This is a genomic window from Caulobacter sp. FV1ye13L, from assembly GCF_058681155.1.
Window position 1 is genome coordinate 1,613,638 of sequence record NZ_CM178732.1, and the last position, 14,484, is coordinate 1,628,121.

Genomic DNA, 14,484 nt, shown 5'->3' on the forward strand with positions numbered 1-14,484 from the left:
AGGCGGGTCGGCGTCGAGGGGCGGGCGGAAAGCGGACTTTCCGGTATTCGGGAAGGGGTGGTTTGCGAATAGAAACCTTCGAGCGGGGTCAGTGCCTATCGTTGAACAGTCGGCCAAGAAGCCCTGCTATTATGGTGGCCAAGAGAGCGATCGGAAGCCCCAGATAGAATCCCAAGACGAGCGCCAGCCCAGCCAGCCCGCCCTCGTCGAAGTCTCCAGATTTGGTCAGAGTGACGGCGCTCCCAATAAGGACCAACAGCAGCCACCAGACCAAAGAACTAAGGACCGCAGTCCTCAAGCGAACCACAAAGCTTGGCCCGATCGCGGAGAAGAAGGCGATCGCCAACGCTGAAACTACAATAATAAAGCCGCGCGCTGAGACAGAGTCGAGAGCGTTGGACAAAGCGAAACCTGCAAAAAAACACAGGGCTGCGACGCCGAGGCCGGCCGCAATCTGTAGAGCGTCCGCGCGACGGAAAGACCCCGGTGAATCGCCTGTCTGGTGGTTGGACGCCATGGATGCACTCTAGCTCAACCGTTTTGAGACTCATAAGCAGACCTTCGTCAGGTCCGACTAGGGCGCGAAGGCGGTCTTTGGCTCAGTGCCAAAAAGCGGACGCCCTGCGTCCCGCTCATCCTTAAATCTCTTGGAGGCTGCAGCGCGCCGGTCTGACCAGGTTGGTCAAGGACGACGCTCTCGCGTCGCCGCTGCGCGGCGGCCCGCAGGGCCGGCCTTGAGTGACCTGGACAGACCGGCGATCGTCTCGCCGTGAGATTTAAGGATGGCTCCCTTCGGCGCGAAGGGGAGCGGGACGCCACTCCAATAGATCATCGTCATTCCCGCCCTTGTGGCGGGAACCCCTCTGTCCGCCGCAGGTGCAGGAGGGGCGAAGTGCGCGCGCACTTCGCTGGCGCTTCACGTGCGGGCTGAAACAGGGGTTCCCGCCACAAGGGCGGGAATGACGGGAGGAATGGGGATTGGGCGCGCTGTATCCCCGTTCTTTCCGAAACAAACCCCAGCCCAATCAACCGCTTGTAAAATAGTTGATCGCGCCAATCCTCGGCGCTCAAACCTCCCGCATAATCACAGCTGTCCCCGTCGCAGGGGGAGGGCGCCTGGTACCGGCCCAAAGCGGCGACGGGGATGGAGCTGAGCGGGGCCGCGACGCCCTGGAAGGCGGGTCGAGGTGTGCGGGCTGTCTCAGAAGGACGGCGCAAACGCTGAGTGGCTCGTCGGCCGGGTGAGCGCGGGTCGAAGAGGGCGAGGGATCGTAAACCCGCCTATCGCGCATCGTCGGCGTCGAGACGGTTAGCCGATCGACGGGATGCGCGCCCGTACGGGGGCTCTTGGGTATCAGAGCTGAAACACGCTCGCTTGGCCCAATCCTCACGCAAGAACAGCTTCTGCGAAGCGGACAGGTCGAGCCGAAACGCACACAACACATCACGGTCATCCGGGTTCGCCCCGGCCGCTTCGCGCCTCCCCAACCCCTTCAGTGGCTGATGCCGCGTGAGGCTACGAGCCCGTGTCTTCTCCCTTCCCCTTTGAATGCGGGGCTATCGCATATGAGTTTGCGCCCAGAGACGCTGTCATCCCGGACAAGCCTGGCGAAGCCGGGCGCCGATCCGGGACCGCCGGAAGCGCTGAGCTCAGGCGTCGGTCCCGGATCTTCGCGCTGCGCGCTCGGGCCAAGGCAGTGGCGGGATGACAACCGTTTTTGGCCATATGCGATAGCCCTGCCTTTGGATGGGGGAAGGGAGCTGTGACCACCAATCCCCAACCTCCCGCTAGCGATCCCGGTCAGGACACTCTATCTCCCGCCCATGCTGATGGTCATCTCCCCCGCCAAGTCGCTGGACTTCACCGCGCCCGATCAGGTGCTGCCGCTGACCACGCCCGAGCTGAAGGACAGGATCGCCGAGCTGGCCAAGGTGACGCGCAAGCTGACCGCCGCCGATCTGCGCCGGCTGATGCACATCTCCGAAAAGCTGGCCGACCTGAACCGCGAGCGGTTCCAGGCCTTCGATCCGCAGGTCGAGGACGGCCTGCAGGCCGTGATCGCCTTCAATGGCGACGTCTATGGCGGCCTGGCGGCGCGCGAGCTGGACCGGGCGGCCCTGGACTGGGCCCAGGACCATCTGCGCATCCTGTCGGGCCTGTATGGCGTGCTGCGGCCGCTGGACGCCCTGCAGCCCTATCGCCTGGAGATGGGCACCCGGCTGAAGACCAAGCGCGGGGCCAACCTTTATGACTTCTGGGGCGAGACCATCGCCCAGACCCTCAACGACGCCGCCGAAGGCCACGCCGACAAGACCCTGGTGAACCTGGCCAGCCAGGAATATTTCGGGGCCGTCGACGCCAAGGCCCTGAAACTGCCGGTCGTCACCTGCCACTTCAAGGAGGAGAAGGCGGGCCTGCTCAAGGTGCTGGGCTTCTTCGCCAAGAAGGCCCGGGGGCGGATGGCGCGTTACATCATCGACAACCGGGTCGAGCAGGCCAAGGATCTCAAGGCCTTCGACCTGGACGGCTATGCTTTCCGTCCCGCGCTCTCGACCGACACTGATTGGGTTTTCGCTCGCCCCCAACCCTGAATTCATCTATCGATGAATTTATAAGCGCTCGCCCTTCGCAATGGCGAGTTATATGCTGCGCTGCAGCAAATATTAGGGTCGCAATTAAAGGAACCGCGTCGCCATGGCCGTTGATTTCGGTTTGCAGGGCCAGGTCGCCATCGTCACAGGCTCGACCAGCGGCATTGGCCACGCGATGGCCGATGCGCTGGCCGCCCAGGGCGTCAATATCGTCCTGAACGGTCTGGGCGAGATGACCGCCATCGAGCGAACCCGCTCCGAACTGGCCGAACGGCATGGCGTCGAGGTGCTGTACAACGGCGCCGACATGACCAAGCCCGACCAGATCGCCGACATGGTCCGCGCCGCCAAGGCCGAGTTCGGCGAGCTGGACATCCTGATCAACAATGCCGGCATCCAGCATGTGGCCCCAATCGAGGACTTTCCCACCGACAAGTGGGACCAGATCATCGCCATCAACCTGACCTCGGCCTTCCACGCCACCAAGGCCGCCGTGCCGATCATGAAGGCCCAGGGGCGCGGCCGGATCATCAATATCGCCTCGGCCCACGCCCTGGTGGCCTCGCCGTTCAAGTCGGCCTATGTGGCCGCCAAGCACGGCGTCCTGGGCCTGACCAAGACGGTGGCGCTGGAAGTGGCGACCTTCGGCATCACCTGCAACGCCATCTGCCCGGGCTTCGTGAAGACCCCGCTGGTCGAGGCCCAGATCGCCGACCAGGCCAGGGCCCGCGGCATCAGCGAGGAGGCCGTCATGCGCGACGTCATCCTGGCCAGTCAGCCGACCAAGCAATTTGTCACCTTCGACCAGCTTTCCGGCATGCTGCTGTATCTGGTTTCCGACGCCGGGGCCTCGGCCAACGGCGCCGCCTTCCAGATCGACGGCGGCTGGGTGGCGCAATAAGGGGAACTGGGCCATGCCCATCGGCCCGTTCAAGAAGAAGCCCGCTGGCCCCAGGCCGCTAAGTCTGGCCCTGCAGGGCGGCGGCGCCCACGGCGCTTTCGAATGGGGCATCCTCGACCGCCTGCTCGAGGAAGACGATATCGAGATCAAGGCGGTGACCGCCGCCTCGGCCGGGGCGATGAACGCCGTCTGCCTGGCCCACGGCCTGATCGAGGGCGGCCGCGACGGGGCTCGCACGACGCTGGAGGCCTTCTGGCGAGGCACAAACCGGGCCGGCGGCCAGAACGTGTTCGGCGACTCCGCCATCTGGACCAAGGCCTTCGCCGGCCCCGACTGGCTCAAAAACACCCCCGGCTGGCGCATGGCCGAGACCCTGGCCATGAGCCTGTCGCCCTACGAATTCAATCCGTTCAACCTCAATCCGCTGCACGACGTGCTGGAAGCGACGGTGAACTTCGAGACGATCCGCCAGCGCTCGCCGATCAAGCTGTATATCGCCGCCACCGCGGTGCGGCTGAGCAAGGCCAGGATCTTCCGCGAGACCGAGCTGACCGCCAAACACATCATGGCCAGCGCCTGCCTGCCCCAGGTGTTCCAGGCCGTCGAGATCGACGGCGAGCCCTATTGGGACGGCGGCTTTCTGGCCAATCCGCCCCTGTGGCCGCTGTTCTATGACGACACGCCCGACGACATCCTGGTCGTCAGCCTCAACCCCTTCGTCCGCGACGAGACGCCCAAATCGCCGGGCGAGATCATGGACCGGCTCAACGAAATCACCTTCAATTCGTCCCTGGCCGCAGAGCTGCGGGCCATCGGCTTCGTGCAGAAGCTGCTGGATGAGGGGCTGCTGAAGGACACCGCCAAGGGCCGCTATCGCAAGATGCTGGTCCACGCCATCACCGCCGACGGGCCGCTGGCCGACCTGTCGCTGTCGACCAAGTTCAACACTGAGTGGAGCTTCCTGCTGGACCTCAAGGAACGGGGCCGCACCGCCGCCCAGACCTGGCTGGACGACTGCGGAACCCTTATCGGCGTCAAGTCCAGCATCGACCTGAAGACCGGATTTCCATGAACCACCCTGTACCCACCGTCGGCGTCGTCTGCCTGCGCGACGACCAGGTTCTGCTGATCAAGCGCGGCACGGCGCCCCGGCTTGGCCAGTGGAGCCTGCCCGGCGGCCGCATGGAGCTGGGCGAGACGACGATCGCCGCCGGCCTGCGCGAACTGAAGGAAGAGACCGGCGTCGAGGCCACGATCCTGGGCCTGATCGACGTGATCGACGGGGTCTTTCCCGCCAGGCCCTCGCTTGACGGAAAGCCGGGCGAGATCACCCGCCACTACGTCCTGATCGACTATGCCGCCCGCTGGATCTCGGGCGAGCCGGTGGCCGGCGACGATGCGGCCGAGGCGCGGTTCGTCTCCCGCGAGGAAGCCATGGTCCTGGTCGAATGGGACGAGACCCGGCGGATGATCACCGAAACCTATGAGCGGTTTGCGGCATGACCACTGTGGATGCCTCCGCCCCCCGCCACGGGATCAGCGTCAACGCCCTGATCCTGATCGGCGCCGTGGTCGCCCTGGGCTGGGCGCTGACGATCCCCACGGCCCTCACCGGCTTCCTCACCTTCGCCTTTGTGGCCCTGGCCTGGGTGCTGAGCGTGGGCGTTCACGAGTTCGGCCACGCCTTCGTCGCGCACAGGGCCGGCGACACCACCATCGTGGAAAAGGGCTATCTGACCCTCGACCCGGTGAAATATTCCGACCTGTCGACCACCCTGATCTTTCCGCTGATCGCTCTGGCCCTGGGCGGCATCGGCTTTCCGGGCGGGGCGGTCTATCTGCGCGAGGACCTGATGCGCACCAGGACCTGGCGGTCGCTGGCCTCGCTGGCCGGCCCGCTGGGGACGCTGGTCGTGCTGATCGTGATCGCCCTGGTCCTGCCGCTGTTTGGCGACCGCGCGCCGGCCCTGACCAACGCCCTCTCGCTGCTGGCCTTTCTGCAGGCCAGCGCCCTGGTCCTGAACCTGCTGCCGGTTCCGGGACTGGACGGTTATGGCGTCATTCGCCCCTTCCTGCCCGAAGGCGTCCGCGCCAGGCTGGTGAAGGTCGAGCTGATCGGCTTCCTGATCCTGTTTGGCCTGATCTTCTTCGTGCCCGGCGTCAGCGCCGTGATCTTCGGCCTCGCCGGGGCCGTGGCGGGGCTGCTGGGCGTTTCGTTCGACGCCATGGGCGCGGGCTGGGACGCCTTCCGCTTCTGGGACAGCGCCGGTTGACCTAGCGGGCACTTGACCGGGCGGCGCTTCGCGCTTCTCTTTCAAACAAACGTTCAAGGGAGAAACGCCATGGCCTATGCGCCGTTCAATCTGGCCGGCAAGGTCGCGCTCGTCACCGGCGGCAATCGCGGCATCGGCCTGGGCATGGCCAGCGCGATGGCCCAGGCGGGCGCCGACATTGTCATCTGGGGCTCCAACGCCGAGCGCAACCAGATCGCCGAGGGCGAGCTGCTGAAGCACGGCGTGCGGGTCAAGGCCCAGACGGTCGATGTCTCCGACGAGACCCAGGTGGCGCAGGCCATGGTCGAGGCGGTCGAGGCCATGGGCCGGATCGACTCGGTGTTCGCCAATGCCGGCGTGGGCTTTGGCTCGCCGTCCTTCGTGGACATGCAGACCGAGACCTATCGCAAGGTGCTGGCGGTCAATCTGGACGGCGTGTTCTTCACCCTGCGCGAGGCCTGCCGCCACATGGTGGATCGCGCCAAGTCGGGTGATCCGGGCGGCTCGCTGGTCGGCATCGCCTCGCTGGCCGCCATCGAGGGCGCGGCGCGCAACGAGGCCTATGCGGCCACCAAGGGCGCGGTGATCTCGATGATCAAGTCGGTGGCCGTCGAGCATGCCCGCTACGGCGTTCGCGCCAACGCCATCCTGCCCGGCTGGATCGCCACCGACATGACGGCCGGCGCCCAGGGCAATTCGGCCTTCGCCGAGAAGGTCATCCCCCGGGTCCCGGCCCGGCGCTGGGGCGAGCCCGCCGACTTTGGCGGCATGGCGGTCTATCTGGCCTCGGACGCCTCGAGCTATCACTCGGGCGACACCCTGATCATCGACGGCGGCTATTCGATCTTCTGATTTCTGGACTCCGGAGTCGAAGAAAACCCTTTTGTCGCAGGGGTCTTGCGGAGCGTCGGGCTTGGTGGGAAGCTTTGTCGGAAGGCAGCCTGGACGTCAGATCCGGGCGCCTTTCGAGGAAACGAAAAGATGACCCCGCAAGACGTCGTCGCTCTGGCTCCCCCGCGTGGCATGCTGGCCCTGATCGCCATGATGCTGACGGCGATGGCCGCCTGCTTCTTCACGACCGAGGCCACTACCGAAGCGGTGCGCAGCGACCGGGTCTGATCCCGCTGACCTCGCGGCACGCTTGCTAGCCGGCCAAGGCGACGCCCATTCTTCCGGAAAATAATGGGAGGACGGGTTTCATGGCGCTGCATACGCCCCTTTGCGATCTTCTGGACATCGAGCACCCGATCCTGCTGGCCGGCATGGGCGGCGTCTCCTACGCCCCCCTGGCGGCGGCCGTGTCGAACGCCGGCGGCTATGGCGTGCTGGGCATGGCCGGCACCTCGCCCGACTTCATCCGCGACCAGATGCGCCAGGTCCGCGCCCTGACCGACCGGCCGTTCGGCGTCGACCTGCTGGCCGCCACCCCCGATGCCCTGACCGACAGCGTCGAGGTCATCATCGCCGAGGGCGCTTCGTCCTTCATCGCCGGCCTGGGCGTGCCGATGCCGATCATCGAACGCCTGAAGTCGGCGGGCCTGAAGGTCATGGTCGTCTGCGGGGCGGTGAAACATGCGGTCAAGGCCGAGCAGGCCGGCTGCGACGCCGTGATCTGCCAGGGCGGCGAGGGCGGCGGCCATACCGGTCTGGTCGGCACCCTGCCTCTGGTGGCCCAGGCCGTGGACGCCGTGAAGATCCCCGTGGTCGCCGCCGGCGGTCTGCACGACGGCCGGGGCCTGGCGGCAGCTTTGGCCCTGGGCGCCCAGGGCGTCTGGATGGGCACGCGGTTCATCGCCTCGACCGAAGCCCATGCCGGCGACCTCTATCGTCAGGCGGTGGTCGATGCGGCCGACGAGGACACCGTTCGCACCCGCTGCTATTCGGGCAAGCCGATGCGGGTGAGGAAGAACCCCTATGTCGAGGACTGGGAGTCGCGCCCGGCGGACATCCAGGGCTTCCCCCAGCAGGCCATGGTCTCGATCCGCAATGGCGCCATGGGCGGCATCGGCGGCCAGATCGAGGGTCTGGACGCCGAAAAGTCGTGCTTCGCCATGGGGCAGAGCGCGGGCGGCATTCGCGAGGTGCTGCCGGCCGGCGTGATCGTCGAGCAACTGGTCGCCGAGGCCCGCGCCGCGATCAGCCGGATCGCCGCCCTCAATCGGTGAGGTCGACCTCGGGCCTATGGGGCGCCAGCCGGTTCAGGTCGCGGCGGCGCAGCGCCGGGCTTTCACCGTTGTCCGCCATGATGGATCTTCCGCGACCGTGCAGCGTGCTTGGCCATAGCGCGCTGGCGGTGCGTTAGTTTCCAATCGACGCGGCGAAGCTTCCAAGGCAGGCTGGAGCGCACCACGGAGAACGCGGCATGCGCACCGGCTATGTCCTCAAAACGCGGCTCAGCGAGTACGGGGCCCTGTGGCTGGCGTCCTTTGTGCTGGTCCTGGCCGGCGCCGGCTTTGTCACCTTTGCCCTGGGGCGGGATCTGATCGAGGTCGCCGACACGGTCCTGCCGATCAGCTTTGCCCTTCTCGGCCTGGCGGTGGTGGTCGGCGTGGGCGTGACCCTGGTCTCGACCGCCAGCCTGATCGCCAAGTGCCTGGTCACGCTGCTGGCCCTGCTGCTGATCCTGCCGCTGCTGTGGTCGCCGGTTCTGGCCGTGCTGATCATCGCTACGATCGGCCAGGTCGTGATCGAATATTCGCAGGCCTACGCCCAGTTCCGGATCGTCGTCAGCCAGCTGATCTATCCGGTGGTGGCGATGCTGGTGGAGGGGCCTCTGGTGGCTGTGGTCTGGAACGCCTTCCAGGTTGTCGCCTCGATCGTCGGCTTCGTGGCGTCGGCCCTGCAGGTCTGGCGCGTGGTCAAACCGTGGCTGGCGCGGTCGGCTCTCGAAGCCTGAGCTTGTTCAGCTGAGCAGTGTGGGCGCGGGCAGGGTGAAATCGTCGTCCTGCACGACGAGCAGGACCGGCATGCCGACGCCGGTCGACTGCTCGGCCAGACGGGACACTGCCGCAGTCGCCTGATCTTGCGTCGCGTAGTGCCCAAATCGCAGGTGCTCGCCCACGATGGCCCAGTGATCGCCGACCCGGATGACGCCATAATGCACTTCAGTCATGATCGACCTCCTTGCAGTGGGGGTAACCTTGCGCCGATCCATGGCGATCGCAAGGCCCGATACGCCATCACATCGCCGCAGACTCGCGCGAAGGGCGCGTAGTGGTGACATCAGAGCGCGAGCCGGGGATACTGTGACCATGCTTCGCTTGCCTGTCGCCGCCCTGATCATCGCCTGCATGGCCACCGCCGCCCTCGCCCAGGAGCGCGAGCCGGAAGAGCGCCAGCGCCTGCTGGACCTGGCCTATTCGCTGGGCGAGAGCCACGCCCTGCGGCAGACCTGCGAAGGCCTCAACGACCAGTTCTGGCGCTCGCGCATGGTGCGTCTGACCGAGGTGGAGCAGGCCGAACAGGCCTTTGACGCCCAGCTGCGCGAGCGGTTCAACACCGGCTTCGCCGCGCGTCAGGGTGAGTTTCCACTGTGCGACGCCGCCAGCCGCAAGGCCGAGCAGCAGTCGGCGCGCAAGGGTCAGGCCCTGGCTCTGAAGCTCTCGCAATCCATCCGCGTGATCCCGCGTGGCGAGACCGCTCCGGATTCCATGGCGGAGCCCGCAGCCCCGCGCTAACCTGCGCCTCTTGGTTGTGCAGGGAGCGTCGTCTTGGCCTCATTTCTGGTTCCGCTGGTCCTTCTGGTCCTGGCGCTTTTCCTGGTCATCAGCGTCATCAAGATCGTGCCGCAGGGGCGCGAGTTCACGGTCGAGCGGTTCGGCCGCTATACCCGCACCCTCAAGCCCGGCATCAGCATCCTGACCCCCTTCGTCGAGACGATCGGCCGGCGGGTCAACATGATGGAGCAGGTGCTGGACGTGCCCCAGCAGGAGGTCATCACCAAGGACAACGTCTCGGTGAAGGTCGACGCCATCGTCTTCATTCAGGTGATGGACGCCGCCCAGGCCGCCTACAAGGTCGACAACCTGATGTACGCCATCACCCAGCTGGCCCAGACCAACCTGCGCACCGTGGTCGGTTCGATGGAGTTGGACGAAGTCCTCTCACAGCGCGACCAGATCAACACCCGCCTGCTGTCGACCATCGATCACGCCACCGGGCCGTGGGGCGTGAAGATCGCCCGCATCGAGATCAAGGACCTGACCCCGCCGGCCGACATCACCAACGCCATGGCCCGGCAGATGAAGGCCGAGCGCGAGCGCCGCGCGGTGATCACCGAGGCCGAGGGCGAGAAACAGGCCGCCATCGCCCGCGCCGAAGGGCAGAAGCAGTCGGCCATCCTGCAGGCCGAGGGCCGCAAGGAAGCCGCCTTCCGCGACTCCGAGGCCCGCGAGCGGGAAGCCGAGGCCGAGGCCAAGGCGACGGCCTTCGTGTCGGAGGCCATCTCCAAGGGCGACGTCAACGCCATCAACTACTTCATCGCCCAGAAATATGTCGAAGCCTTCGGCGAGCTGGCCCGTTCGCCCAACGCCAAGACCGTCATCGTGCCCGCCGACTTCGCGGGCCTGACCGGAACGGTCGCGGGCGTGGCCGAGCTGGTCAAGACGCTGGGCGGCTCCAGCGCGGTTGCGCCCACCCCGCCGATTCCGCGCACCAACACGCCGACCGGCGGCGCCAAGAGGGTCTGAGCCGATGGACGCCCTGGCGAGCTTCTATGCGATGCACCCCTTCTGGGTCTGGCTGGCGGTAGCCGCGATCTTCCTGGCCGTCGAGGTCGGGACCGGCAGCGGCTGGCTGCTGTGGCCGGCGGCGTCCTCGGCCCTGGTCGGCGTGCTGGCCCTGGTCGTGCCGATGAACCTGCCGGTCGAGATCGCTCTGTTCGCGATCCTGACCATCGCCACCACCTATCTGGCCCGCCGCTTTCTGCGGCCGGTGCTGGAGGGCGATGCGCCCGACCTCAACGACCCGCTGCTGCGCCTGATCGGCCGCGACGGCGAGGTGCTTTCGACCTTTGAGGCCGGCATGGGCCGGGTGTTTGTCGACGGCAAGGAATGGCAGGCGCGGCTTGACGGCGGTCCGCCCCTTCCAGGCCAGCGCATCCAGGTGGTCGGCGTCGACGGCGCCACCCTGACGGTTCGCGCCTACTAACTGTCCACGGGCCGAAAGGCGCGTCTGGCGCCGGGCCGGACGCGTCCCCATCTGGCCGTTACACCGCCGCTTGCATCGTGCGGGATCTTCAGGGGGACCCGTGACGGGCATCATATCGGTATCGGGTCTGACCAAGACCTATGCTTCAGGCCATCAGGCCCTGAAGTCGGTGGATCTGGACATCCGCCAGGGAGAGATCTTTGCGCTTCTGGGTCCCAACGGGGCCGGCAAGACCACCCTGATCAGCATTATCTGCGGCATCGTCAATCCCAGCACGGGGACGATCCTGGCCGACGGCCACGACGTTGTGCGCGACTATCGCGCCGCCCGCAGCAAGATCGGTCTGGTGCCGCAGGAGCTGAACACCGACGCCTTCGAGACCGTCTGGGCGACGACGCGGTTCAGCCGGGGCCTGTTCGGCAAGGCCCCCAACGACGCCTATATCGAGAAGATCCTGCGCGACCTGTCCCTGTGGGACAAGAAGGACGCCAAGATCATGACGCTGTCGGGCGGCATGAAGCGCCGGGTGATGATCGCCAAGGCCCTGAGCCACGAGCCGACCATCCTGTTCCTCGACGAGCCCACCGCCGGTGTCGATGTCGAGCTGCGTCGCGACATGTGGGTGATGGTCCGCGCCCTGCGCGAAAGCGGCGTCACCATCATCCTGACCACCCACTATATCGAAGAGGCCGAGGAGATGGCCGACCGGATCGGGGTGATCAGCAAGGGAGAGATCATCCTGGTCGAGGACAAGGATGTGCTGATGAGGAAACTGGGCAAGAAGCAGCTGACCCTGCAGCTGCACAGCCCGCTGACCGCCGTCCCCGCCGCCCTGTCCAGCTATCCGCTGGAGCTGGCCAGCGACGGCCACGAACTGATCTACACGTTCGACGCCCAGGCCGAGGAAACCGGCATCGCCGAGCTCCTGCGCCGCCTCGGTGAGGAAGGTGTCGATTTCAAGGATCTGCACACCAGCCAGAGCTCGCTGGAAGACATCTTCGTCAGCCTCGTGAGCGACGCCAAATGAACCTGCACGCCATCAAGTCCATCTACCGCTTCGAGCTGGCGCGGTGGTTCCGCACCTTGGCCCAGAGCATCCTGGCGCCGGTCATCTCGACCTCGCTGTATTTCGTGGTCTTCGGCTCGGCGATCGGCTCGCGGATGCAGTCCATCGACGGCGTCAGCTATGGCGCCTTCATCATCCCGGGTCTGGTGATGCTGTCCCTGCTCAGCGAGAGCATCTCTAACGCCGCCTTCGGCATCTACATGCCCAAATGGGCCGGCACGATCTATGAGCTGCTGTCGGCGCCGGTCTCATGGGTCGAGACGGTGATCGGCTATGTCGGCGCCGCCGCCACCAAGTCGGTGCTGCTGGGCCTGCTGATCCTGGCCACCGCCCGGTTGTTCGTGCCGTTCGAGATCGCCCATCCGTTCGTGATGGCGCTGTTTCTGGTGCTGACGGCCGTGACCTTCAGCCTGTTTGGCTTCGTGATCGGGGTCTGGGCCGACAACTTCCAGAAGCTGCAGATCGTGCCGGCCCTAATCATCACGCCGCTGACCTTCCTGGGCGGCAGCTTCTATTCGATCAACATGCTGCCCGAGTTCTGGCAGAAGGTGACCCTGTTCAACCCGGTGGTCTATCTGATCAGCGGCTTCCGCTGGAGCTTCTACGGCGTCTCCGACGTGGGGGTCGGCATCAGCCTGGCCATGACCTGCGTGTTCCTGGCGATCTGCCTGACAGCGGTGTGGTGGATCTTCAAGACGGGCTATCGGCTGAAGACCTGAGGCGGAGGACCGTTGCCAAGGTTGTCCGGTGCGTTTGATAGGCGATATAGACGCGACGACTTAAGGCGCGGTGCCGCTTTTCTCTATGACCCCTGAGCCGTGCGGAGGTTGGGGATGAGCGACAGGTTTCTACGAAAAGGCGGCAGGCGGCATGAGTACAGTAAAAGCTGAAGAAGAGATGGCGAAAAGCCTTATTGCAAAAGGTCGTGAGGTGAGCTCTTCAGGCGATATCGCCGGTGCAATTAATCTCTATGATGCGGCTCTTGCCCTCGACGCTAGCAATCATATAGCTCACAAGCTTCGCGGGGACTGCTTCTTTCGGCTTGGGCAGCATTCTGAAGCTATCGACGACTATAACCGCACCCTGCACCTTCAGCCTAAAAATGTCGCGGCGCTGTACAATAGGGCAGTTGCGAAGAAGTCAGTTGGCAAGCTGGATGAAGCGCTTGTCGATCTTGGCGATGTTCTGTCGCTGAACAAGGATGATTTCAACGCCTGCATGACCCGTGGGGACATATTGATTGAGTTTGGTCGCCTTGAAGAAGCTCAGGCCGACTATGCGCGAGCGACAGTGATCGATCCTAGTTCATTCGCTGCTGTCTATCGCCATGGGAAGGCGGCGCTTTTCCAGGTGAGAGGCATGGATGATCGGCGGGCGATCTTCGAGTACGTGTACAAGGCCGGGGCTTGGGGAAAATCTGGCGATCCATCTGATCTGTACTTTTCCGGGTCTGGCACGCGTGTTCCAGCCCACTCTAATACCTATCTGCAGGCGGTCGGCAGTTTCCTTCAGCAGTTCGAGCCCCGATTGAAGGCCGTCGATATCGGTTGTGGCGACTTTGTGATCGGTTCACAGGTCAGACCGCTCTGCGCAAACTATGTGGCCTGCGATGTTGTCGCCGGCCTGATTGAATATAACAAAGAAAAATACGCACATATTGACGTTGATTTCCGCGCACTAGACGCAGTCAATGACCCTCTTCCGGACGGTGATATAGTCTTCTTGAGAGAGGTGCTTCAGCACCTTTCGAATAGCGATATATCCAAGATTATCTCGAAGGTCAGTCGGAATTACAAATATGCCATCATTACCGAATGTTTGCCCAGCGTTGAAGGCTTCACTCCGAATCTCGACAAGGTGACGAGCGACAAGATCAGACCCAACGTCAATGGAAGCGGAGTGATCCTGACAGAAGCGCCCTTCAGCCTCACATGTCGGCACGAGCGTCGGCTTTGCGTTTCACCGGCCGAGCGTACATCGCTCGTCACGACGCTCTATAGTTTCTGATCCTCTCTCTCTCTGCGGCTATCCAACGCGCCAATTTCGCACTGCAAGCGACTTCAGTTGGGGTCAGATCTCCAGCGCCCCGGGTGGTGAGCCCTTGGAAACCATAGATGCCTCGGCGGCGCGGATCGTCGACCGTTCGCCGTTGAATGCCGCCAAAGCCAACCACGCGTCGAATAGGCTAGGACTGGTGCGGGTGTCGATTACAGGCTTCACGACGACCAGATGCAGGTCGCGCGTCTTCAGCCGCTGGATCACCTCCAGAAGGTCGGCCATGCTCCCGGCCAGGGCATGGAGGCTGGGCACGGCCAGCACGCCGCCGGGGACCAGGGCGGCCAGGGCCCGGTCAAGGCCGGTCCGCAAGACTGCGCCGGCCAGACAGCGGTCGCTGAACACTTCTTCGCAGCCCAGCAACAGGAGCCGCTCTTCCTGGGCCGGGCTGAAGAAGACGCCGCGCACGGGCGGCAGGCGATAATAGCCGACGAAGTTCATGTTCGGGG

Annotated in this window: 18 protein-coding genes and 1 pseudogene; 16 read left to right on the forward strand and 3 right to left on the reverse strand. The window is 64.9% G+C overall.

Features of this window, described 5'->3' with window-relative positions; all coding sequences use genetic code 11:
• Positions 1 to 88 precede the first annotated feature (88 nt).
• Complete coding sequence (locus ACW176_RS07610; protein WP_492111492.1) at positions 89 to 517, reverse strand: hypothetical protein; 429 nt, start codon at positions 515 to 517, stop codon at positions 89 to 91.
• Positions 518 to 834: 317 nt separating this feature from the next.
• Here ACW176_RS07610 and ACW176_RS07615 point away from each other — a divergent pair.
• From ACW176_RS07615 to ACW176_RS07660, 10 genes and pseudogenes are all read left to right on the forward strand, one after another.
• A pseudogene (locus ACW176_RS07615) lies at positions 835 to 971 on the forward strand (hypothetical protein); the annotation flags it as partial.
• An 853-nt stretch (positions 972 to 1,824) separates the two neighbouring features.
• Positions 1,825 to 2,592 (forward strand): peroxide stress protein YaaA, encoded by a 768-nt coding sequence (yaaA, locus tag ACW176_RS07620; protein WP_419319759.1) that lies wholly within the window; start codon positions 1,825 to 1,827, stop codon positions 2,590 to 2,592.
• 103 nt (positions 2,593 to 2,695) lie between these two features.
• A complete protein-coding gene (locus ACW176_RS07625; RefSeq protein ID WP_492111493.1) occupies positions 2,696 to 3,493 on the forward strand; it encodes a 3-hydroxybutyrate dehydrogenase in 798 nt (265 codons plus the stop codon).
• Positions 3,494 to 3,506: 13 nt separating this feature from the next.
• Positions 3,507 to 4,565, forward strand: a complete 1,059-nt coding sequence (locus ACW176_RS07630; protein ID WP_492111494.1) for a patatin-like phospholipase family protein — start codon at positions 3,507 to 3,509, stop codon at positions 4,563 to 4,565.
• Positions 4,562 to 4,996, forward strand: coding sequence for an NUDIX hydrolase (locus ACW176_RS07635; protein ID WP_492111495.1), 435 nt, complete (start codon positions 4,562 to 4,564; stop codon positions 4,994 to 4,996). The genes ACW176_RS07630 and ACW176_RS07635 overlap by 4 nt, the downstream gene beginning before the upstream one ends.
• Positions 4,993 to 5,766, forward strand: coding sequence for a site-2 protease family protein (locus ACW176_RS07640; RefSeq protein WP_492111496.1), 774 nt, complete (start codon positions 4,993 to 4,995; stop codon positions 5,764 to 5,766). Before ACW176_RS07635 ends, ACW176_RS07640 begins: the two co-directional genes overlap by 4 nt.
• Positions 5,767 to 5,835: 69 nt before the next feature.
• Positions 5,836 to 6,618: an SDR family NAD(P)-dependent oxidoreductase gene (locus ACW176_RS07645; protein WP_419319767.1), complete on the forward strand. Its 783-nt coding sequence runs from the start codon at positions 5,836 to 5,838 to the stop codon at positions 6,616 to 6,618.
• Positions 6,619 to 6,747: 129 nt separating this feature from the next.
• A complete protein-coding gene (locus tag ACW176_RS07650; RefSeq protein WP_492111497.1) occupies positions 6,748 to 6,885 on the forward strand; it encodes a hypothetical protein in 138 nt (45 codons plus the stop codon).
• A gap of 80 nt (positions 6,886 to 6,965) precedes the next feature.
• The gene (locus ACW176_RS07655) at positions 6,966 to 7,931 is read left to right on the forward strand and encodes an NAD(P)H-dependent flavin oxidoreductase (RefSeq protein WP_492111498.1); all 966 of its coding nucleotides are present in this window, start codon (positions 6,966 to 6,968) and stop codon (positions 7,929 to 7,931) included.
• 197 nt (positions 7,932 to 8,128) lie between these two features.
• Positions 8,129 to 8,662, forward strand: coding sequence for a hypothetical protein (locus ACW176_RS07660; protein ID WP_492111499.1), 534 nt, complete (start codon positions 8,129 to 8,131; stop codon positions 8,660 to 8,662).
• Positions 8,663 to 8,668: 6 nt separating this feature from the next.
• Here ACW176_RS07660 and ACW176_RS07665 read toward each other — a convergent pair whose 3' ends face one another.
• On the reverse strand, positions 8,669 to 8,878 hold the full coding sequence (locus tag ACW176_RS07665) for a hypothetical protein (RefSeq protein WP_492111500.1): 210 nt from the start codon (positions 8,876 to 8,878) through the stop codon (positions 8,669 to 8,671).
• Between the two features lie 139 nt (positions 8,879 to 9,017).
• On the opposite strand from ACW176_RS07665, the gene ACW176_RS07670 reads away from it, so the two are divergent.
• From ACW176_RS07670 to ACW176_RS07695, 6 genes are all read left to right on the forward strand, one after another.
• Positions 9,018 to 9,443, forward strand: coding sequence for a TIGR02301 family protein (locus tag ACW176_RS07670; protein WP_419319774.1), 426 nt, complete (start codon positions 9,018 to 9,020; stop codon positions 9,441 to 9,443).
• A 33-nt stretch (positions 9,444 to 9,476) separates the two neighbouring features.
• Positions 9,477 to 10,454 carry an SPFH domain-containing protein gene (locus tag ACW176_RS07675; RefSeq protein WP_419319775.1) on the forward strand — a complete coding sequence of 326 codons (978 nt, stop codon included), beginning with the start codon at positions 9,477 to 9,479 and terminating at the stop codon, positions 10,452 to 10,454.
• Between the two features lie 4 nt (positions 10,455 to 10,458).
• A complete protein-coding gene (locus ACW176_RS07680; RefSeq protein WP_492111501.1) occupies positions 10,459 to 10,914 on the forward strand; it encodes an NfeD family protein in 456 nt (151 codons plus the stop codon).
• 70 nt (positions 10,915 to 10,984) lie between these two features.
• Positions 10,985 to 11,941 (forward strand): ABC transporter ATP-binding protein, encoded by a 957-nt coding sequence (locus tag ACW176_RS07685; RefSeq protein ID WP_492058388.1) that lies wholly within the window; start codon positions 10,985 to 10,987, stop codon positions 11,939 to 11,941.
• On the forward strand, positions 11,938 to 12,699 hold the full coding sequence (locus ACW176_RS07690; RefSeq protein WP_492111502.1) for an ABC transporter permease: 762 nt from the start codon (positions 11,938 to 11,940) through the stop codon (positions 12,697 to 12,699). The genes ACW176_RS07685 and ACW176_RS07690 overlap by 4 nt, the downstream gene beginning before the upstream one ends.
• Before the next feature lie 151 nt (positions 12,700 to 12,850).
• Entirely contained in the window at positions 12,851 to 13,987 is a 1,137-nt protein-coding gene (locus ACW176_RS07695; RefSeq protein ID WP_492111503.1) for a tetratricopeptide repeat protein, read from the forward strand.
• Between the two features lie 63 nt (positions 13,988 to 14,050).
• On the opposite strand, the gene ACW176_RS07700 is transcribed toward ACW176_RS07695, so the two are convergent.
• The gene (locus ACW176_RS07700; protein ID WP_492111504.1) at positions 14,051 to 14,476 is read right to left on the reverse strand and encodes a recombinase family protein; all 426 of its coding nucleotides are present in this window, start codon (positions 14,474 to 14,476) and stop codon (positions 14,051 to 14,053) included.
• Positions 14,477 to 14,484: the final 8 nt, after the last annotated feature.